Origin of the sequence: Edaphobacter aggregans DSM 19364 (assembly GCF_000745965.1) — a bacterium.
GTDB classification, from domain to species: domain Bacteria; phylum Acidobacteriota; class Terriglobia; order Terriglobales; family Acidobacteriaceae; genus Edaphobacter; species Edaphobacter aggregans.
Genome location: NZ_KN050789.1, coordinates 163,447 through 184,600 on the forward strand (window position 1 = coordinate 163,447; position 21,154 = coordinate 184,600).

The window sequence follows — 21,154 nt, forward strand, 5'->3', positions numbered from 1 at the left end:
CAGGAGCGGGCAGAGAACGGAGGTGTTGGCGGATGAGAGTTGGCGCTAAACCTCGGGCGCGAAAGCTCGGGGCCTAGACCTCCGGATAGAGCAGCTCGGTAAAGCGCGGATCGTCGGCCATGTCCTGGAAGTCGGAGTCCGAGCGCGCCTGGATGCGGTTGCGCGGATTGCGACGGATGGCCTCAGTGAGGTGCTCGAGGCAGGTGTGCGAGTCGCCGGTCATCGACGCCAGCACGGCGAGGCCGTAGAAGGCGTAGTCGGCGTTCTCGTTCTGCTTGAGGATGAGCTGGAACTGCTCGCGCGCGTCCTCGTAGTGGCCGTCGTTCAGCAGAGAGACGGCGTAGTCGTAGTGCTCCTCGTGGTTCGAGAAGGTGGCCTTGGCGCGCGAGAGCTGCGCGGTGCAAGCGTTGATGTACATGCGAATGCGGTCGGCGAGATCGCCGGCTCCGGAGGCGAGCAGCTTCTCGAAGGCCGCGCGGGCCTTGTCGAATTTGCCCTCCTGCATCAGCCGTATGGCGGCTTCGTAGCTTGCGAGAACCTGGGCGCGGGCCGGATCGTCTGCTGGGGAGACCGCACCGGCAAGGGTGCGGGGGGGACGCTTGGAAGCAGTTGCGGTCTTTGCTGTCTGTGCCATGGTCTTAATCGTCTCGCCCCGTGGGGCGCACTCCTGAGTCTGCCATAGTTGTGGCCGACCGATTTTCTGATTTGCTCCAGTTTCGGATTTATACGCAGCCGCGAGCGTAAGGTCAACTCACGTCCGTGTTACGTGTGCCTGTGTGGTATCCCTCGCTCGGTGAAGGCTACAACTGTCGTTCCTTCATAGCTTACGATTTGCGGTTATACACAGCCGGATTCAGCTCCGGATCGTTGTACATCTTCATCTGTCTGTAAAGCTTGAAGCGGCGCCTTCCGGCGGCGATGTCGGAGAAGAGTGCATCCAGGGCGAGCGCGAGATCGGTGCGCTGTTCTTCGAGCAGCGCAAGCCGGTCGCGGTTGCGCTGGCGGTGCTCTTCGGAGGCGCTGGTGCGCTGCGCCTCCTCGCGGGTGTGGAAGATCTTGAGCGCGAGGATGGACAGCCGGTCGATCATCAGGCCCGGCGTCTCGGAGTGCAGGGGGGCGTCTGGGTGCGCGTCGAGATTGGACTGGAGCTCTGCGAGCAGGCGAGTGTCTACCTGCTCGACCAGGTCGTTGCGCTGCTGGTTGAGCCGGTCGATGGCGCGCTTGACCTGGGCGATCTCGCGATCGGTTGCGGCGGGGTCGCGGGCCTTGTCCTCCTCGTGCCAGAGGTCGAAGTTGGCGCGGTGCTGCGCACGGATCAGCGCGGCCAGATCGGAGGGATCGGGGTCAGGCTCGGCGGCGGAGGGGAGATGCCAGGCGTCGGTGGTGTCGTCGTGCAGGCGTGTGATCGTTGGGGCGTCGAGCATGCAGGCTTTGAATGGAGCTCCACGGAAGACTTTACCAGTTTGACGCGGGTTGGTTGCCGGATCAGCAGCGAGCAAGCAGACTAGAGACTGGGCCAATGACGACCACCTCGACGAAGGAAATGACTGCAGACGCGCGGCGCGTGCTGATCTACCGTCTGGGCAGCCTGGGCGACACGCTGATAGCACTGCCTGCGCTGCATGTGGTGGCGCGGGCGTTTCCGCGGGCCGAGCGCCGCATGCTTACCAACGTTCCAGTGAACGTGAAGGCTCCTCCGGCGGCGGCGATCCTCGAGAGCACGGGGCTGGTCGATGGCTACTTCCGCTACGCCGTGGGAACCCGAAGTCTCGACGAACTGGCGCGGCTGTGGTGGACGCTGCGGCGCTGGAGTCCCGATGTGCTGGTGTACCTGGGGTCGGCCCGCGGGGTGGAGTCGGCACAACGCGATGAGAGATTCTTCCGCCTCTGCGGGATTCGCCGGATCGTCGGGGTGCCGGTGACCGGCGAGATGCAGCAGAACGGCTGGGACGAGGCCGAGCAGGCACTGGAGCCTGAGGCGGCGCGGCTGGCGCGCAACATCGCGACGCTTGGCGATGCGCGGCTCGAAGATGCACAGAGCTGGGACCTGCACCTGACCGATGGCGAGAAGGCGCGCGCCGATGCTGCTCTTGGGCCGCTGGCAGGCATGCCCATGATCGCGGTCAGCGTGGGGACGAAGGTGCAGTCCAAGGACTGGGGCCGCAACAACTGGCGCGCGCTGCTGGGGCGGGTGGCCGAGCTTTACCCCGGCTATGGGCTTGCGCTGAGCGGAGCCCCAGAGGAGAGCGAAGCCAGTGAGTTTGCCTCCCAGCTGTGGAACGCGGGGCCCGTGGTGAACCTCTGCGGCAAGCTGACGCCACGCGAGAGCGCGGCGGCCTTTCGGCGGGCGCGGCTCTTCGTCGGACACGACAGCGGCCCGATGCATCTGGCCGCGGCGGTGCAGACTCCGTGCGTGGCGATCTTTGCGGCGCGCAACAAGCCGCGGGTCTGGTTCCCGTACGGAAAGCAGCACCGTGTCGTGTATCACCAGACCGAGTGCTGGGGCTGCGGGCTTGAGACCTGCACGGTCGAACGGAAGCGATGCCTCACGTCGATCACGGTCGATGAAGTCGTCGCCGAGATTCGCGCCGTGCTGAGCTGACTTCGGTGTGGACGATCCGGGGGGCCGGCGGTTGTATTCACAGCCTCGAACGGTCGGGATGCGATGATTGGAGAGAAGGAGTCTTTGCCCGCTCGATGCTACCGGAACTTCATTCCATCCTGAACCTCCTCGAAGGCGGTTTTTCCAGGCTTAAGATTCTCGTGGTCGGCGACATCATGCTGGATCGCTACATTCACGGCGAGGTGGAGAGGATCTCGCCGGAGGCTCCTGTGCCGGTGATCCGGCATGCGCAGCGTTACGAGCGCGCGGGCGGCGCCGCAAACGCGGCGATGAACCTCGCCGGCCTCGGCTGCCAGAGCGTGCTTGCAGGTTTTTGGGGGGACGACACCGAGAAGGCCGAACTGCACGCGCTGCTCGATCGCGCGGGAGTCGATACGGTCGGGGTCGTGACCAGTTCTCTGCCGACGATCTCGAAGACGCGCATCGTTGGCAGGATGCAGCAGCTTCTGCGGCTGGACATCGAGAGCCGCGAGACTCCGCCAGAGCTCGATATGGAGCGGCTGATTGCACGTTCGACCGAGCTTGTGGGCAAGGTGCACGCCGTGGTGCTCTCCGACTACGCCAAAGGCGCGCTCTCGCGCAGGCTCTGCGAGGCGGTGATTCGCGCGGCGCGAGCGAAGGGCATTCCTGTGCTCGCCGACCCCAAGACGCCTGATCTGAGCAAGTACACGGGCGCGACGACGGTGTGTCCGAACCTGGGCGAGTTGGCCATGTCGACCGGCATTTCGTCGCATCAGACCGAGGCTTTGCTCGATGCCGGTCAGCGGCAGGTCGCCGAGCATGGCTTTGAGTTTCTGACCGTGACGATGAGCGAGAAAGGAATCAGCGTCATGTGGCCGGAGCGCAGGTATCACTCGCCGGCGCGGGCGCGCGAGGTCTTCGACGTCTCGGGCGCGGGCGACACCGTGATTGCAACACTCGCGGCGGCGCTTGCCGGGGGCCTCAAGGTGGAGACGGCAGTCGATCTCGCGAACCTCGCGGCGGGCATCGTCGTCGGCAAGATGGGAACGGTTCCGATCGCGCAGCATGAACTGATCGCCGCGCTGACGCCGAGCACGGGGGTCACCGCGGGAGAGAAGATACTCGACCGCGAGCGCATCGCCCGGCGTGTCGCCGAGTGGAGGGCCTCGGGCGAGACCATCGTCTTCACCAACGGCTGCTTCGACCTGCTGCACGTCGGCCACATCACGCTGCTCGAAGACTGCCGCAGGTTCGGCACCAAGCTGGTGCTGGGGCTGAATGCAGACGCCTCGGTCTGCCGGCTGAAGGGCCCGACGCGGCCGATCGTCGGCGAGCGCGAGCGGGCGCGCGTGATGGCTGCGCTGGCTGCCGTCGATGCGGTGGTGCTGTTTGAAGAGGACACGCCGCTCGAGTTGATACGCGCGCTCAGGCCCGACGTGCTGGTGAAGGGCGGCGACTACACGATCGAGACCGTGGTGGGCCACGAGGACGTCATCGCCTTCGGCGGGCGCGTTGAGATCGTGCCCACCGTAGAAGGATTTTCAACGACCAACATCGTCAAGAAGCTGACGGCAGCGCAGGAGGGCGGCAAGTGATCATCGTTACGGGAGGCGCAGGATTCATCGGCAGCAACCTGGTGCATGAGCTGAACCACGCCGGCGAGAAGGACATTCTGGTGGTCGATAACCTCGCCCCGGCTCCAAACCTCAGCGGGCCGAAGTTTCTCAATCTCGCCGGTGCCGAGTACTCCGACTACATGGACAAGCGTGAGTTCCGCGCGGCGCTGAAGAGCGGGGACTTTGAAGGGGCGAAGGTCCGCGCGATCCTGCATCAGGGCGCCTGCTCGAACACGCTCGAAGACGACGGCCGCTACATGATGGACAACAACTTCAGCTACTCGAAGGAGCTGTTGCACTTTGCGCTCGAGCATAAGATTCCGCTTGTCTATGCCTCGACGGCCGCGGTCTACGGAGCCAGTTCGAGCTTCGTCGAGACGCCGGCGAACGAGCGGCCGCTGAACGTCTACGGCTACTCGAAGCTCGTCTTTGACAACTACGTGCGCCGCCTGATGCCGGAGATGAAGAGCACCGTGGTGGGGCTGCGCTACTTCAACGTCTACGGCCCGCGCGAGCAGCACAAGGGACGCATGGCGAGCGTGCTGCATCACTTCACGAAGCAGTTGAAGGAGACTGGGACGATCCGCATGTTCGAGGGATCGGGCGGCTACGCCGACGGCGAACAGCGTCGTGACTTCGTCTTCGTTCGGGATCTCGCGCGGATCAACATGTTCTTCGCCGGGTTGCTGCCGGGCGAGCATTCCCCGAAGCATGTTCACGCCGTGGTGAACGCGGGCACCGGAGAGGCGCGCACCTTCAAGGCAGTGGCCGAGGCGCTGATGCAGGTGCACGGCCCCGGCAGGATTGAGTTCATGCCGTTTCCCGGCGATCTGAAGGACCGCTACCAGCACTACACGCAGGCCGACATCACCGGGCTGCGGGCCGCAGGTTACACGGCTCCGTTCACTCCGCTCGAGCAGGGTGTCGCGGAGACGTTCGCCCGATAGCCCTGACCGGCATCGTTGCGAAAACGCCTTTATCGACAGGGATTCTGGAGCAGAGAACAGAGCAAGCCGCTGAGGGAGATGGTGAGAGCGCTGGGGCTCGAACCCAGGACCAACGCCTTAAAAGGGCGATGCTCTACCAACTGAGCTACGCTCTCAAACCACACATCCAAGTTAGCACATCAGGGGTGTTGTTTTCCGCTTGCGGGAGTACTGCGCGCGATCGTTCGAAGCAGGGAAGAGTGCTGCTCGTGACCTTTCCCCAGGCGGGAATCAAGCGACGAAGGGCTGACACAAAAGTGCCACCTCTGTTGCATTGACTTGCGATAGGGGTGCCGTTAGCCTCGTGCTATTGCATAACAACAGGTGCAACGTCTCTGCTGTGGCCCCTGCGTTGGTGCAGCCGAGGGTGAGGCCCGGAACGCCGGGACAGGACGAGTGACGATGGAAAAGCGTGGCACGGACAAGATCGACGATCTGGGTATCGCGGAGACGCCGGAAGACGTAGCCGTCCTCTATTCCTGGGCCAACCTTCACGGAGCGAAGTATCACGACTTCTCGGCATCGCGCCGCGAGTATCGCGCGCAACTGCGGCATCGCGCCGCCGAGCAGGTTCGCCAGCAGGCTTTGCTGGCACAGGCCGAGGCTGAGGCCGCCGCCGAGGCCGCCGAAGCTACCGCGAAGAAGGCCGCCGAGGCCGCGCTGGCGCACAAGGGCAACGGATCGGATTCCACTCAGCAGCAGAGCCTTCGCGAGGCGGAAGAGGCATCGCGCACCGCAGCCGCCGAACGTGTTGAGGCAGCGCGTCGCGCAGAAGCAGCCGCCGTCGCCGAAGCAGCAGGCCGCCGCGAGGAACGTGAGATCGCCGAAGCACAGGCCTCCGCAGCGCGACAGGCTGCCCGTTACGCTGAATCGGAGATTCGCCGCCGCGAGATGTCGGTTGGCCGGGGAGGCGCAATGTCACAAGGACACGGCAGACAGTTTTCCGCAGGGATCACAGGCCAGACCTCGGCCGGGGTTCCCGGCCATATCGAAGACCCCTACACGCCGCAGCCGCATCCGATCGTTTCCGCGGGGGCGCCGCTGGCTCATTCCGGAGCTGTTGCCGGAGCTGCGACTGCGCAGCCCCAGCCCGCCTTCCGGCAGCCGCAGGGCTTCGCTCCCGCACCGCCGTTCGCGGCAGAGGCGCCGCCGCCGGCCCGTCCCGCCGCACCGCCACCGCCTACGGCGCAACATGCTCCCGCACAGGTCGTCGAATCGATCTCCGCGCGTGGCGATTCGAGCGGTTCGCAACGTCGTCCGCAGGGCTATCACCCGGATGAAGCTTCAGGCGTGCGCCAGATCTATCGGGGACCGGAGTACACCGCTCCTCAACCCGCGCCTCGCATGATGGACTCGATCCGCCAGCCGCTTCGCGCAGAGGGCCAGCCGCCGAGAGAGAGGCGTGGCGCTCCGGAGCAGTCGCCGCAGAGCGGCCCGGTTGCGCCCGGCAGTGGAGCGGGAAGCGGCTCAGGCAGCGGAACAGGCTCCAGCGGCGACCGCGCTCCGTTTACCGGAAGCGGCAAGAGACACACCGACCCGCAGGCCCAGCAGCCGCGCCCGGCACGTCCTCAGGAGCCCGCCGCCACGAGTCCGTTCTGGCAGACCGCGAGCTCGGGCGACCGGCCCGCCGCGAACTTCGATGTCGGATACGTCTCCAGCCGCGAGGCGATGCCCGGATCAGGGGCAGCAGGATACACGTCACAGAGATCGGCGGCAGGCGCTCAGCCGCCGTCGAACGCTCCACGGCCAGTCTCGCCCTTCTCGCAGCCTCCGGCGCCCATGCACTCTGAGGGAACACGCGGCCGCAGGGCCCAGGACGACTTCGGCTATCCCTCGGGGATCAACTACTCCGATGCGTCGCGGCCCGCGTACTCCGATCTTCCGCGCCGCGTCGGCGTGGCTCCTTCGACGGACTCCGAGCCATCGCGCGCGGCGTACTCCTCCGATCCCGCGGGTCCGGCATGGCTGTATGCTCCGTCGTCGGCATCGGCCGGGCAATCTGTCCCGATCGCGCAACCTTCGATCACGCCTCCTCCGGCGCAGTCCTCCGTGGCCGAGACGCTGCAGCACTCCCGCGAGCGCGTCGCCGCGCGATGGTTTGCGTTGAAGGGTGTCTTCGAGCAGCCGGGTCAGGAGGTCGTCGAGCCCGCGCCGGTTCGGCAGAAAGAGATTCGCACCCCGGTGCTGGCGGTCTTCTCGCTGGCCGGCGGCGTCGGCAAGACGAGTATGGTGGCCACCATCGGACGCTCGCTCTCCTCGCTCGGCGAAAAGGTTTTGCTCACCGACACCACCTCGCACGGCCTGCTGCCGTTTTACTTCGGCGCCAGCGAGTTGCGGCAGGGAAACGTGCGCACCTTCTCTCCGCCCAGTGGAAGCACTGACGCTCCGATCTACCTGGTCAGCTACGAGGTCGATCAGAAGGCCGACCAGCAGGCGCAGGAGAGCCTGGTCGAAGAGATCGTGAACAACAGTCGCGGCACGCACCGGATTCTGCTCGACCTCACCGTCGGCTCGTCGTGGATCGTGCGCCAGATGGCGCGCATGAGCCCGACCGTTCTGGTTCCGGTTGCGCCCGACATGAACTCCGTCATCAGCCTGCAGTCCATCGAAAACTTCTTCCGCGGCATGGTCGATGCCGACGGCCGGCCTCTGCAGCCCTACTACGTGATCAACCAGTTTGACGTCTCTCTGCCGCTGCATCTCGATGTGCGCGAGGTTCTCCGGCGGCAGCTGGGCGACAGGCTGCTGCCGTTTGTCATCCATCGCGCCCCTGAGGTCTCCGAGGCGCTGGCCGAGGGCATGACGGTGGTCGACTATGCACCCGATTCGCCCGTCTCTGGGGACTACATGAACGTCGCGACCTGGCTCCGTACGATCGCCGCGCCAGCTGCCGCAGGCTTCCGTAACGTGCGCTGGAGCGAACGATGACCGATTCGCCGCTGTGGCGGGAGTTTGAGTCTGGCGATGCGCTCCTGTTGAAACTGCTCCGCTTCGTCATCTCTGTGGGTGGAATTCTCTTCCTCGGCTTCACCGGGATTCTGGAGCTTACCTGGCCGCAGCAGCTTGTGCTGGGACTGCTCACCGTGCTGGTCGCCATATGGATTGACCGCAGCTCCAGTTCCTACCTCGTCACGCTGACGCTGATGATCGCGTCGATGTACTCGACCTTTCGCTACGGCTTCTGGCGCATCTCGACCACAGGCAAGTTCTTCTTTGATCCTGGCTCGAACTGGAGTTGGCTGGACGGTTTCTTCATCTCGATGCTGCTGCTGGCCGAGGCCTATGCCTTCGTCATCCTCTTCCTCGGCTATCTGCAGACCGTTTGGCCGCTGCGCCGCACTCCGGTGCCGCTGCCCGACGATCCGCAGCTGTGGCCCTCGGTCGACCTGCTGATCCCCACCTACAACGAGCCGCTCAGCGTCGTGAAGTACACGGCGCTGGCCTCGATGAACATTGACTGGCCCGCCGACAAGCTCAACGTCTACATCCTCGACGACGGCAAGCGCGAGGAGTTCCGCCGATTCGCCGAAGAGGCCGGCATCGGCTACATGACGCGCGACGACAACACACACGCGAAGGCCGGCAACATCAACCGCGCGCTCGCCCGGCTGGACTCTCCCTTCGTCGCCATCTTCGACTGCGACCACGTTCCCACGCGAAGCTTCCTGCAGATGACGATGGGCTGGTTCCAGCGCGACACCAAGCTGTCGATGCTGCAGACGCCGCACCACTTCTACTCGCCCGATCCGTTCGAGCGAAACCTCGGCCAGTTCCGCACCATCCCCAACGAGGGCGAGCTCTTCTATGGAATCGTGCAGGACGGCAACGACTTCTGGAACGCGACCTTCTTCTGCGGCTCCTGCGCTGTGCTCAGGCGTACGGCGCTGGACGAGATCGGCGGCATCGCCGTCGAGACCGTCACCGAGGATGCCCACACCTCGCTGCGCATGCAGATGAATGGCTGGAACACGGCCTACATCAACATCCCGCAGGCCGCGGGCCTCGCCACCGAGCGGCTGAGCGGGCACGTCAAGCAGCGCATCCGCTGGGCGCGCGGCATGATCCAGATCATGCGCACCGACAACCCGCTCTTCGCCCGGGGACTCCGGCCCGCGCAGCGTCTCTGCTATCTGAACGCGATGACGCACTTCCTCTACGCGCTGCCGCGGCTCATCTTCCTCACCGCTCCGCTGATCTATCTCGTCCTCGGACAGGTCAACGTTCCGGGCTACTGGGCCGCCATCTTCGCCTACGCCCTGCCTCACCTGTTCCTGTCGAGCATCACCAACTCGCGCATCCAGGGCAATCACCGCCACTCGTTCTGGAACGAAATTTATGAGACGGTTCTGGCGCCTTACATCCTGCTGCCCACCATGCTGACGTTTGTCAACCCAAAGTTTGGCAGCTTCAATGTGACGGCCAAGGGCGGAGTCGTCAACCGGCGCTTCTTCGATGGCCGCATCGCGCGGCCCTTCCTCTTTCTCGTGGGGCTGAACCTGCTCGGCATCCTGATGGCGATCCCGCGCTTCTTTTACTTTCCATTCCCGTACATCAGCGATCTCTACGACGGCAACCACGTCGGCACCATCGTGATGAACCTCATCTGGGTTGGCTTCAATACCATCATCCTCGGCGTCTGCGCCGCAATCGCATGGGAGAACCAGCAGCGCCGCCAGACGGTCCGTGTCGAGATGGCTGTTCCGGTCGATGTGCGCATGCCCAGCGGCAGCATGGTCCACGGTGTCACCACCGATATGTCGAGCGGCGGCCTGATGATGAAGATGGAGCGCGACTTTACCGTCGCCACCGGCGACTCCATCAAGCTCACTCTTCCGGTTCTCGACGGCAGCGCGACTCTGCCCGCCACCGTGATCGAGGTGAGCGGAAATATTCTGCGGGCGCAGTTCGATCCCCTCACCATGCAGGAAGAAGAGGCGCTCACGATGGTGCTCTACTCGCGCGCAGACACCTGGCTGGGATGGGGAGAGAACCGCGAGCCCGATCAGCCGATGAAGAGCCTCGGACGCATCTTTGAGCTCTCCATACTCGGCCTTACCCAGACGGCGAAAGAATTGATGAAGACAAATAAGAAGAGTCCCCCGAAGGGCAAGCTGGTCACCAGCATAGCTCCACTCCTTCTGCTGGCGATGCTGTCTTCGCGGACGCTCTCGGCTCAACTGACGCAGCCCTCCGCCCCGACCGCCCAGGCCAATATGGCCATCCCCTCCGACACAGGCATGCAGGCCAGGCCCGTTGCACCAGGAAACTTCGACAATCTCTTCTCCCTCGCCGATCTCGGCGTGGCCGACACCATCGTGCTTCGCGGCGTCGACGCCTACCACACGGTCTACTTCTCGCTCCCGCAGACGCAGGTGGTGAAGTCGGCGACGATGCACCTGCGCTACCACTTCTCTCCGGGGCTGATTCCCTCGCTGAGCCACCTTAAGGTCAGCCTGAACGGAACCCTCTTCGCCACCCTCCCGGTCACTGCGGCACCGACGCCTCCCGGCCCGGCCGATCCCAACGCCCCGCGCAGCGAGAACAACTCACTCCTGGAAGCCACCCTAACGCTTCCCGCCGAGATGCTGGTCCGCGACAACCAGCTCACCTTCGAGTTCGTCGGCCACTACACCATGGAGTGCGAAGACCCCTCGCACACCACGCTCTGGAGCCACGTCGACTCGAACTCGACCATCGAACTCGCCGGCAACCTGCTGCCGCTGCGCAACGACCTGAAGCTGCTGCCGCTGCCGTTCTACGACGCCTCGGTCAACCTGCACCCCGTCATCCCGATCGCCTTCTTCGGCCAGCCGTCGCCCAAGGCGCTTCAGGCCGCGGGCATCATCTCCTCGTCGTTCGGCATGCTCGCCGACTTCCGCCAGGTGCGCTTCCCGGTCTCGCTCGGCACCATCCCATCGGGCAACGCCATCGTCATCGCGGAGAACTCATCCGACCTTCCTTCCACCCTTGGGATCCGAGGCGCATCGGGACCGACCGTCGCCATGCGCGCCAACCCGTCCGATCCCTACTCGAAGGTGCTGGTCCTCACCGGCGACAACTCCGATGATCTCCTCACCGCCGCCCTTGGGCTTGCGCTCCAGCGCGACATGCTGGACGGCGACCAGGCGCGCGTCGCCTCGATGAAGATGCCCGCGCCGCGCCAGCCGGACGACGCGCCGCGGTGGCTGAGCACCGATCGCAACACCCCAGTCGGCGAGATCGCCCAGACAGGCGACCTGCAGGGAGACGGCTCCGTGCCGCTGCGTATCTACATGCGTATCCCACCCGACCTCTACTACGGCCAGTCGCAGAACCTCGGTTTCCATCTCGGCTATCGCTATAACGGAATCCCCATCTCCAACGAGAGCTCGATGCAGGTCTACATCAACGACGCCTACATCAGCTCCACGCCGCTGCCGCACACCGACAACGCCTCGGCGCAGCTCGATACCATCATTCCCGTGCCGGTCTCGAACATGCGGCCCTTCTCCAACACCCTCATGTCGCAGTTCATCTTCCTGCTCGCCAAGAAAGGGAAGTGCCAGGACACCGCGCCCTACAACATGAAGGCGTCGATCATCAAAGACTCTTACCTCGACATCAAGGACATCCCCCACTGGGCGGTCCTGCCGAACCTCGAGATCTTCGCCAACGCCGGCTATCCCTTCACCCGCAAGGCCGACCTCTCCGATACCGCCGTCGTGCTTCCGTCGTCGCCCACCGCCGACGAGATCGAGACCTACCTCACCTTCGCCGGCCACTTTGGCAGCCAGACCGGCTATCCGGTGCTCAACGTCACCGTCACCGACGCCGAGGGAATGAAGTCGAACGCACACAAAGACTACCTCGTCATCGGCACCGTCGACGACTCGCCCGCCATCTCGCTCCTCAATCCCTCGCTGCCCGTCATGGTCGACGGCAGCGGCCTCCATATCCAGGACACCCAGGGCTTCTTCGCCTCGTTCCAGCGCGCATGGTGGAAGGTCCGCAGCTCCGACCGCATCCAGTCAGGCCAGCTCGAGACGGCCGGCGGACTTCCCGACGTGCTCATCGAGGGCATCGAGTGGCCCAGCCGGTCCAAGCGCTCTGTCGTGCTGGTTGCGCTGCGCGATCACGCCGTCGTCCCGGACTTTCTCTCCGTTTTCCTCAAGACCTCGCAGTCCTCCGATATCTCGCAGTCGGTCAGCGTGCTCCACGGCAAACGCTTCGTCTCCTACCGGATCGGCAACGACGTCTACAACGTCGGTTCGCTCAGCCTGTGGACGCAGCTGAACATCTGGTTCACCCAGTTCCAGTGGATGATGGTCGTCGGCGCCATGTCCGTCTGCTTCCTGATGGCGATCGTGGCCCGGAGCGGACTGCGCCGGCGCGCTCGCCTGCGCCTGCAGGGGAACGAGTAGGTGCAGCAACGCCGCTGGAGACTCATCCCGATGGCGTCAGAGAGGCAAAACCGCTCGCGGAGAGGCCGTTGGCTTACGACGGCAACTCTTCTGCTCTGCTTTGCGTTCGCCGACCTCTGCCGCGCGCAGCAGCCGTGGCCGCTGTGGGAGAGCTACGCCCTCGCCGTCCTTGACCCGCAGGGGCGTGTGATTGACCGCAGCGCGCAGGATCGCACCACCAGCGAGGGGCAGTCCTACGCGATGTTCTTCGCCCTCGTCGACAACGATCGCGCCCGCTTCGACAAGCTCCTCCACTGGACCGAGATCAATCTCGCCAACGGCAATCTCGCCCTGCAGCTCCCCGCATGGAACTGGGGCAAGGCGCCCGATGGCAGCTGGCGTGTGCTCGACCCGCACTCAGCCTCCGACGCCGACCTCTGGATGTCCTACTCGTTGCTCGAAGCCGGCCGGCTGTGGCGCGAGCCGCGCTACGACCGGCTCGGCATGGCCATGGCCGCGCGCATCGCCCAGCAGGAGGCGGCCTTCGTCCCCCGCGTCGGAACCACGCTCCTGCCCGGCGCGACGGGCTTTCATCCCGACTCCGAGACCTGGGTCCTCAACCCAAGCTATCTCGAGCCCTCAGTGCTGGCCCACCTCGCAAAGATCATGCCCAACGGTCCCTGGGCTGCAATCCTCGGCTCGCTCGATCCCATCCTCGCCCAGGGCTCTGGCGTGGGCTTCGCAATGGACTGGATCGAGGCCGGAACCACAGTGCGCCCCGCGCTCTCGCCGGCCCAGCATGCCTCGGGAGACTCCGCAGCCGTTCCGCTCGGCAGCTTCGACGCCATCCGCGTCTATCTCTGGCTCGGCATCGCCGACCCCCAGACCCCTGGCGTAAAGACGATGCTGCACCGGATCGGCGGTATGGCCGAGTATCTCAAGAGTCATCCGCTGCCGCCCCAGCAGGTCGACCCGCAGGGCAGGGTGCTCAATCCCAACGCGCCGTCCGGCTTCTCGGCAGCAGTCGTTCCGTATCTCAAGGCGCTCGATATGAAGCACCATGCCAATGCCCAGATGGACCGGCTCGCTGCCACAAAAGATGCAGCGACAGGACTGTACGGAAAGACCGGCAACTATTACGATCAGAATCTCGCACTCTTTGCTACCGGTTGGATCGAGGGACGCTATCGCTTCGATCGCGAGGGAAAGCTCCGCGTGAAATGGAAGTAAACGTCTGCTTACCGGCAAAGGTAGTAGTAAACCAGTAAATACTTGAAAAATAGCTACAAATCCGGAAAAAAGCGGTAAGCTTCCGTAGGATGTACGAGGTGTCAGCACAGGCTTTTGTGTGACTTATGCCTCCGGTATGACAAGACAATGAAGTCTTTTCGGTCAATTCGGCCGCTGTGGTCTGCGATTCTCCTTGGTGGCGTTCTGGCGCCGATGCCCCTGTTTGTTCACGCGCAGGCGGTAGAGCCTGCCACGCAGGCGCTGCTCGACAAGGCGCACGCACTTGAGGTGCGCGGCCGGCTCGACATGGCGGCGCAGACCTGGCAGCAGGTTCTGCTGGCCGATCCTAATAACGTCGATGCACTCGCCGGCCTCGCGCGCGCGGCAAAGGTTAGCGGTAACAACGCGCTCGCCGGGACCTACATCGACCGTCTCCGCGCCATCAATCCCAACGACCCCAACATCCAGCGCATCGAGAACATGGGCTCGCAGGCGAACCAGTCGGCGGAGCTGCAGCAGGCCGGCAAGTATGCCCAGGCCGGGCAGTATGCGCAAGCCATGGCGATCTATCGCAGGATGTTCGGCGACGCTCCGCCCCCCCGGTGACTGGGCCCTGGCCTACTACGAGACCGAGGCCGCCACGACCGACGGCCGCCCCCACGCCATCGCAGGGCTTCGCAGCCTGGTCCAGAAGTACCCGAACGACTCGCGCTATCAGATTGCGCTCGGCCGCATTCTGACCTACTCGCCCGCGACACGCTCCGAAGGCCGCCGCTTCCTCGACAAGCACCCCAACGATCCTCAGGCTGTCGATGCCCTGCGTCAGTCGCTGCTCTGGGACGCGACCAGTCCCGCCTCCGCGGCCGACATCCGCGCCTACCTCGCAAAGCACAACGACCCCCAGCTCGCGGAGGCGCTGCGCAAGCAGCCCAAGCCGAGTCCGCAGAAGCCCGGCGCCGCGCCGCAGACTCCTGAGGAACGCGCTGCCGCCTCCGCAGAGCGCGCCCGCAGCCAGGAGGAGCAGGCCGCCTACAACGCTCTGAACGCCAAGCGGCTCGACGAGGCCGAGACGCGCTTCAAGGCGATCCTCGCAAACGACCCGCAGAGTCCGCGCGCTCTGGCCGGCATGGGTTACGTGCGGATGCAGCAGTCGAACTTCGGCGGGGCCATCAGCTTCCTCGAACAGGCCAAACAGTACGGAGCCCGCGACACCGGCCTCGATAACGCGCTTGAGACTGCGCGCTTCTACTCCACCATGAGCGAGGGCCAGGTCGCGCTGAACGAGAACGACCTCACTACCGCCGAGCAGAAGTACCAGGCGGCCCTCACGCTCCGCCCCAACAGCCCTGAGGCTCTCGAAGGTCTCGGCGGAACGCTGCTCAAGGCCCAGCAGTCTGAGGCTGCGGTTCAGGTCTACGATCGCTACACGAAGGCGAAGCCGTCCGCCGCCGCCGCATGGCGCGGCCTCTTCATCGCGCAGTACAGCGCGGGCAACGCTCCCGGCGCGCTGCTGACCGAGCGCAGGATTCCCCCAGCCGTGCGCTCGCAGCTCATGAAGGACCCCGACTTCCTTCGCTCGCTCGCCTCCGCCTATTCGGCCGTGGGCCGCGATGCCGATGCGCAGCGCGTGCTCAAAAGCGCGCTCGACCTTCCGTTCCCTCCAGGAGCGCGCGGCCTCAAAGAGGAGACACAGTTGCAGTACGCCGCTCTGCTTCAGGCAGCGAACCGCCCCGATCAGGCCGCCGGCCTCTACCGTCAGGTCATCGCGACCAACATGGCGAACACGCAGGCCTGGCAGGGCCTGGTTCGCGTCGAGCACGCGATGAAGGACGATGCGCAGGCTGTCGGGACCCTCCAGAGCATGCCGCCCTCCAGTTACCAGCTGGCGATGCGCGACCCCGGCTTCCAGGCCACGGTCGCCTCCATCTATCAGGCGCAGAACCGGCTCGACGTCGCGCAGGACATCCTCGAAAAATCCGTCTCCGCGCAGATGACGGCGGGGCAGAAGCCCTCGACGGCCATCCTGCTGCAACTTGCCGGCCTCTATCTCTCGCGCAACAACGCGCAGGCGGCCTACCCTATCTACCGCAAGATCCTTACTGATGATCCGCAGCGCGCCGATGCGTGGAAGGGCCTGGTCACGATCCTGCACGGCACGGGCCGCGATCAAGAGGCGCTCGCCCAGGTACAGCAGATTCCTCCCGCCATTCGCCAGCAGCTCGAGCAGGACCCCGAGTACCTGCAGGCGATGGGCGCGGTCTACAACGCGCTCGGCCAGCCTCAGCAGGCGATGGTCTTCCTGCAGCGCGTGCAGCAGCACTACGCCATGCAGCACGCCGCTCCTCCTGCCGATGTCGATATTCAGGACGCCTGGCTGCTCTATAACGGTGGCAACGACGCCGGGCTTTACCGCCAGCTGATGTTCATCGGAAGCCGTCCCGACCTGAATGACGAGCAGCGCCGCGCTGTGCAGACCATCTGGGCCAACTGGGCCGTACGGCGCGCCAACCAGACGGCCGCCACCGGCAACATCAAGCGCTCGCTCGCTATCCTCAACGCCGCCGCCAAGGCCTTCCCGGATAACCCCGGCGTGCTTCGGGCCCTGGCCTCGGGTTATGCGCGCGCCGGCCAGCCCAAGCAGGCCATCCTTATCTTTCAGTCGCAGGACATGACCTCGGCCACGGCCTCCGACTATAAGTCCGCCGTCGGCGCCGCACTTGCCGCCAACGACACCAAGGACGCCGAGATCTGGCTCCGCTACGGCCTCGACCAGTATTCCCGCGACGCCGAGATACTCTCGCTCGCCGCAAAGTTTGAGCAGGCTCGCGGCAACAGCGGCCGCGCCGCCGACTACTTTAAAGCCTCTCTCGCCGCTCTTCCTCCCGGAGACCCAGGAGCCGAACTCGCCAGCGAGTTGAGCCAGCCCGCCCCGACCAATCGGCTGCCCAGCTCCGCCCACGCGCAGGACCTCGCCCGCCTCCTCGGCACAGCCGACGCCGACGAGAACGGGCAGCAGGCTCCCTCGAAGCCCTACCTTCCCAGTTATGTGAACGCGTACGGTCAGGCTCCGGTCGAAGTGCAGGGCGGCCCCTATGGGCCCACCTCGAGCGTCGTACCCGCCTACATGGCCAATCCAGGCGCGCGCCGTTCGTACTCTACCACCGGAACGCTGCGCGACTATGTTCCTGAGGTATCCAGCCCGACGGCTCCCGCCGCCGCACCCGCCCTGGAGCTTGCCGACGCGACACCCGCAGCAGCACCGCTCTCCTCCGAGGAGTATCCGCGCCAGGCGATCGCCCGGCTGACCACTAAGGCGCAGTCGCAGCCTTTGATCTCCGCCGTCCCGCAGGAGACTTACGGCCCCTACGTGCCGTACGCCCCTCCCGCGCAGAACTCAGCCCAGACGGCCTCTGTTGCGCCGCAGAATCCCGGCTGGGGCTATACACCGTCCCCGGTTCCGGTGCAGCTCGGCGACAGCACACCGCACATCGATCCTCCGCAGAAGGAGGTCACCGACGTTCTTCCCACCGCGCGCTACATGCCCACCGCGCGCATCGGCTCGCAACGCTCCACCCGTCCGATGACGGGGGAGAGCAACCCTCCGCCGGATGACTACGGCACGCTGACCACCCATAATGCGCAGTACAACCCGCAGAGCCAGTTGCAGCCCACCGCCGACAGTTACGCCCAGCAGTATCCGCAGCCCGGCCTTGGGACACGCTCCACGACGACGCACCGCGCCGCAGCCCCCCGGCCGACGACCCCGCCCCTGAGCTACCCCAACGTCAGGCAGCCGCTCGGCGACTCCGGCTACCCCACGCTGGTCCCGCAGACGCAGGGCAATCCTCCCAGCGACGCCGACCTGATGGCCAAGAGCCTTCCTCCGCTGCGCGGCTCTTACGATCCAAGCGCCATCGTTCCCCGCGGCCCAATGTCGCAGCGCGAGACGACCGAGCTGGAGATCGCTGCCATCGAGGCCTCGTACAGCGGCTGGGTCGGCGGAACCGGCTACGGCCGCTACCGCAGCGGCACCGCCGGCTTCGATCGCCTCACCGATCTCGAGGCTCCCTTTGAGGCCTCCGCCGTCCTTGGGAAATCCATTCGCCTTACCGTCGTTCCGCGCGCCGTCTTCCTCAACTCCGGCACCATCGACACCACCAGCTTCCAGAATCAGAACGGCGGCGTCATCCCCGTCCTCGGCACGCTTCCGGCCAATGCGCTCGTGGCTCCGCAGCAGCAGTTCTCCTCCGGTGTCGGCGGCGAGATTCAGCTCACCAGCGCCAATATCGGCCTCGCCGTCGGCTACACGCCCTACGCCTTCCTGGTCTCCAACGTCACCGCCCACGCGCAGTGGCGTCCTCTCGGCGGGCACTTCACCTTCTTCGGCGACCGCGACTCCGTCAAAGACACGCAGCTCTCCTACGCCGGCCTGCGCAACCCCGGCAGCATCACTCCTGTCTTCTCCGGCAACATCTGGGGCGGCGTGATCTCCACCGGCGGCGGCGTCCGAGTCGAGAACGGCAACGAGCGCGCCGGCATGTACGTCACCGGCGGCGGCTATGCCCTTACCGGCTACCACGTCCTCGACAACCGCCGCTACGACGGCACCATGGGAGCGTACTTCCGCGTGCACCGTTGGCCCGGATACGGCAGCCTGAACATGGGCGTCAACTTCTTCGGCATGCACTACGATCACAACGAGCGTGGCATGACCTACGGGCAGGGCGGATACTTCAGCCCCAACATCTACTTCCTCGCCTCGGTGCCGCTCACCTACAACGGCTATTACGGCAAGAACTTCAACTACGTCATTAACGGCGCTGTGGGACTCCAGAGCTTCCAGGAAGAGAGCGCGTCGTACTATCCTCTCGACCGCCCGCTCCAGACCGGATCCAGCAACGCCTTCTACCCGCAGAACAGCAATACCGGCCTGAACTACTCCACTGAGTCGGAGGGCAGCTACCGTGTCGCCGACCACTGGTACGTAGGCGGCTTCCTCACCGCGAACAACACCCGCAACTACAACATGGTCTCGGGCGGCTTCTTCGTGCGCTACCTGTTCAAATCACAGGTCCCGACCGAGAGCGGCTTCAAGGGCATCTTCCCCACCAACACCGGCTTCCGCCCGCTACGCGTCCCGTAGCACCGCGCTCAGGCGGGAAGGGAATCGCCGCCTCCGAATCGGACGTGTGCGCGCAATGACCCAAACGGGGAGCTTCACAGGCAACATTTCACTTGAATCAGCAACTTGCTTCGTCGTATAACGGCGAAACGCCAACATCTTCGATCTCTGGCAGGGCAATGCCTTAGCCACGCAAGGAAAGTTGTGCGCGAGGGGCTTGATGACAGGATTGATCGATCTGCTGCGAAGAGCCCAACGATACCTCTTCGTCTCTGCTTTGTTTTCTCTGCTTGCGGTGCCCTCCTGTGCTGCAAAAGACAGCGTCCCCGACTGGGTCCGTACCGCCGCCGCGCAGAAGGTCCCGGCCTATCCGCCGGAGACCAACGCCGTCATCCTGCTCGACGACACCACCTATACGGTCGCGCCTGACGGCACAGCTGTAGAACACTCGCGCACGGTCCTCAAGATCCTTCGTCCTCAAGGCCGCGACGAGGGACTCGTCTACGTCCCATTCGACAAGGACAGCAAGATCCTATCCATGCATGTCTGGAGCATCGGCCCTGACGGCCATGAGTACGCCGTCAAGGACAATGAGATCGTCGAGTTCGGCCAGCCCGGCGGCGGCATCCTCTACGAAGACGTGCGCTTCAAGGCAGCCAAGCCGCCGGGGCGCGATCCGGGCGGCATCATCGCCTGTGAGTACGAGCAGCGCATGCGGCCCTACATCGCCGAAAAGACCTGGTTCTTCCAGGGAACCACACCGCGGCTCGACCAGGTCTTCACGCTCGAGCTCCCTGCCGGCTTCACCTACACCACTGTCTGGGCCCATCACGCCGCCGCAAAAGAGGCCGACCTCGAAAACCGGCGCTGGCGCTGGGAGATGAAGGATACCCCCGGCATCGATCTGAAGGAGGTCACGCACCGCCCATCGGAGCTCTCACTTGCCGGCCGCATGACCGTCCACTATGCCCCGGCAGGTTCCTCTGTCTCCGCGCAGGATGGCTGGCGCAGCGTCGGCGAGTGGTACGACAGGCTCTCCCACGACCGCCTCGCAGCGACGCCCGAGATCACGGCCAAGGCGCAAGAGCTTGCCGCCGGCAAGTCCGACTTCTACGACAAGACCGAGGCCATCGCCGAGTTTGTCCAGAAGCAGATCCGCTACTTCGTCATCGAGATGGGCGTCGGCGGCTATCAGCCCCACTACGCCAGTGACATCTTCCACAACCGCTACGGCGACTGCAAGGACAAGGCGACCCTGCTCTCCTCCATGCTCTCCACCGTCGGCATTCACGCCGCGCTCCTCATGGTCGACGACCGGCGCGGCGTCATCGATCCCGACGCGCCCTCCATCGTCGGCAACCACATGGTCGCGGCCATCGAGGTTCCCAAGGACTACGACTCGCCGAAGCTGCGCAGCGTCGTCACGGCCAAGACCGGCCGTCGCTATCTGATCTTCGATCCCACCTGGGAGAAGACTCCCTTCGGCCAGCTCGAACACGAGTTGCAGGGAAGCTACGGTGTCCTCATGGAAGGCTCTGACTCTCAGGTCATCGCGCTCCCGCTCCTCTCCCCGACGCTCAATACGGTCCACCGCACCGCCAGCCTTCACCTCGACTCCGACGGCACGCTCAAGGGCTCCGTCACGGAGAAGCGATTCGGTGATATCTCCGACCACCGCCGCACCCTCTACACTCACGGCGATGCCAAGCAGCAGAGCGAGTACCTCGACCATGTCCTCGGGCAGGACTTCACCACCTTCAAGGTCTCCGACATCAAGGTCGAGAACGCCGAGGCTCTCAACAAGGACCTCACCACCACCTTCACCATCGACGTCGACCGCTACGCCCGCTCCACCGGGCCTCTCCTGATGGTCCGCCCGCGCGTCCTCGGTGAAGAGGCTCCGCGCGTCGACCACAAGCCCCGCACCGTCCCCATCGATCTCACCGAAACAATGCAAGCAAGCGACGACTACGACATCGAGCTTCCCGCCGGCTACGTCGTCGACGAGCTGCCTGACCCTGTCAAGGTCGATCTCGGCTTCGCCTCCTACGAGAGCCAGAGCCAGGTCAAGGGCAACGTCCTTCACTACTCGCGCACCTACACCGTCCGCCAGGTCACCCTGCCGCCGGAGAAGTACGCCGATCTCCAGAAGCTCTCAAGCGTCATCGCCACCGACGAGCAGAGCCGCGCCATCCTCAAGAAACAGTAGACTCTCCACCACCCTCAGCCCACAAAAG

At 64.9% G+C, this 21,154-nt stretch carries 11 protein-coding genes and 1 tRNA gene; 9 read left to right on the top strand and 3 right to left on the bottom strand.

Annotated features, from left to right (window positions below):
- Positions 1-73: 73 nt before the first annotated feature.
- Positions 74-634: a tetratricopeptide repeat protein gene (locus Q363_RS33750; protein ID WP_035359298.1), complete on the bottom strand. Its 561-nt coding sequence runs from the start codon at positions 632-634 to the stop codon at positions 74-76.
- A gap of 190 nt (positions 635-824) precedes the next feature.
- Positions 825-1,520: a DUF4254 domain-containing protein gene (locus Q363_RS33755; RefSeq protein ID WP_342667485.1), complete on the bottom strand. Its 696-nt coding sequence runs from the start codon at positions 1,518-1,520 to the stop codon at positions 825-827.
- On the opposite strand from Q363_RS33755, the gene Q363_RS33760 reads away from it, so the two are divergent.
- From Q363_RS33760 to rfaD, 3 genes are all read left to right on the top strand, one after another.
- Positions 1,520-2,602 (top strand): glycosyltransferase family 9 protein, encoded by a 1,083-nt coding sequence (locus Q363_RS33760; RefSeq protein ID WP_245632652.1) that lies wholly within the window; start codon positions 1,520-1,522, stop codon positions 2,600-2,602. The two genes, Q363_RS33755 and Q363_RS33760, sit on opposite strands and share 1 nt — an antisense overlap.
- Before the next feature lie 95 nt (positions 2,603-2,697).
- Positions 2,698-4,179, top strand: a complete 1,482-nt coding sequence (hldE, locus tag Q363_RS33765; protein WP_035359301.1) for a bifunctional D-glycero-beta-D-manno-heptose-7-phosphate kinase/D-glycero-beta-D-manno-heptose 1-phosphate adenylyltransferase HldE — start codon at positions 2,698-2,700, stop codon at positions 4,177-4,179.
- Positions 4,176-5,147 carry an ADP-glyceromanno-heptose 6-epimerase gene (rfaD, locus tag Q363_RS33770; protein ID WP_035359302.1) on the top strand — a complete coding sequence of 324 codons (972 nt, stop codon included), beginning with the start codon at positions 4,176-4,178 and terminating at the stop codon, positions 5,145-5,147. The genes hldE and rfaD overlap by 4 nt, the downstream gene beginning before the upstream one ends.
- Positions 5,148-5,226: 79 nt before the next feature.
- On the opposite strand, the gene Q363_RS33775 is transcribed toward rfaD, so the two are convergent.
- Positions 5,227-5,302, bottom strand: a tRNA-Lys gene (locus tag Q363_RS33775).
- A gap of 286 nt (positions 5,303-5,588) precedes the next feature.
- Here Q363_RS33775 and Q363_RS33780 point away from each other — a divergent pair.
- From Q363_RS33780 to Q363_RS33805, 6 genes are all read left to right on the top strand, one after another.
- The gene (locus tag Q363_RS33780) at positions 5,589-8,114 is read left to right on the top strand and encodes a cellulose synthase operon protein YhjQ/BcsQ (protein ID WP_035359303.1); all 2,526 of its coding nucleotides are present in this window, start codon (positions 5,589-5,591) and stop codon (positions 8,112-8,114) included.
- Positions 8,111-12,586, top strand: a complete 4,476-nt coding sequence (bcsA, locus tag Q363_RS33785) for a UDP-forming cellulose synthase catalytic subunit (RefSeq protein ID WP_035359305.1) — start codon at positions 8,111-8,113, stop codon at positions 12,584-12,586. The genes Q363_RS33780 and bcsA overlap by 4 nt, the downstream gene beginning before the upstream one ends.
- Positions 12,587-12,616: 30 nt before the next feature.
- Positions 12,617-13,795: a cellulose synthase complex periplasmic endoglucanase BcsZ gene (gene bcsZ, locus Q363_RS33790; protein WP_035359306.1), complete on the top strand. Its 1,179-nt coding sequence runs from the start codon at positions 12,617-12,619 to the stop codon at positions 13,793-13,795.
- Between the two features lie 147 nt (positions 13,796-13,942).
- Positions 13,943-14,401 (top strand): tetratricopeptide repeat protein, encoded by a 459-nt coding sequence (locus Q363_RS41795; protein ID WP_157468183.1) that lies wholly within the window; start codon positions 13,943-13,945, stop codon positions 14,399-14,401.
- Positions 14,343-18,938, top strand: coding sequence for a cellulose synthase subunit BcsC-related outer membrane protein (locus Q363_RS33800; protein ID WP_035359309.1), 4,596 nt, complete (start codon positions 14,343-14,345; stop codon positions 18,936-18,938). Before Q363_RS41795 ends, Q363_RS33800 begins: the two co-directional genes overlap by 59 nt.
- A gap of 199 nt (positions 18,939-19,137) precedes the next feature.
- Entirely contained in the window at positions 19,138-21,126 is a 1,989-nt protein-coding gene (locus Q363_RS33805) for a DUF3857 domain-containing transglutaminase family protein (protein WP_051979712.1), read from the top strand.
- The last annotated feature ends 28 nt before the right edge of the window (positions 21,127-21,154 follow it).

What these genes read in the sequence shown, in the direction of transcription:
- Q363_RS41795 (WP_157468183.1), top strand. Translation starts at nt 13,943, where the DNA reads ATGAAGTCTTTTCGGTCAATTCGGCCGCTGTGGTCTGCGATTCTCCTT.
- Q363_RS33805 (WP_051979712.1), top strand. Translation starts at nt 19,138, where the DNA reads ATGACAGGATTGATCGATCTGCTGCGAAGAGCCCAACGATACCTCTTC.
- Q363_RS33750 (WP_035359298.1), bottom strand. Translation starts at nt 634, where the DNA reads ATGGCACAGACAGCAAAGACCGCAACTGCTTCCAAGCGTCCCCCCCGC.
- Q363_RS33760 (WP_245632652.1), top strand. Translation starts at nt 1,520, where the DNA reads ATGACGACCACCTCGACGAAGGAAATGACTGCAGACGCGCGGCGCGTG.
- Q363_RS33780 (WP_035359303.1), top strand. Translation starts at nt 5,589, where the DNA reads ATGGAAAAGCGTGGCACGGACAAGATCGACGATCTGGGTATCGCGGAG.
- bcsZ (WP_035359306.1), top strand. Translation starts at nt 12,617, where the DNA reads ATGGCGTCAGAGAGGCAAAACCGCTCGCGGAGAGGCCGTTGGCTTACG.
- bcsA (WP_035359305.1), top strand. Translation starts at nt 8,111, where the DNA reads ATGACCGATTCGCCGCTGTGGCGGGAGTTTGAGTCTGGCGATGCGCTC.
- hldE (WP_035359301.1), top strand. Translation starts at nt 2,698, where the DNA reads ATGCTACCGGAACTTCATTCCATCCTGAACCTCCTCGAAGGCGGTTTT.
- Q363_RS33800 (WP_035359309.1), top strand. Translation starts at nt 14,343, where the DNA reads ATGCGCAAGCCATGGCGATCTATCGCAGGATGTTCGGCGACGCTCCGC.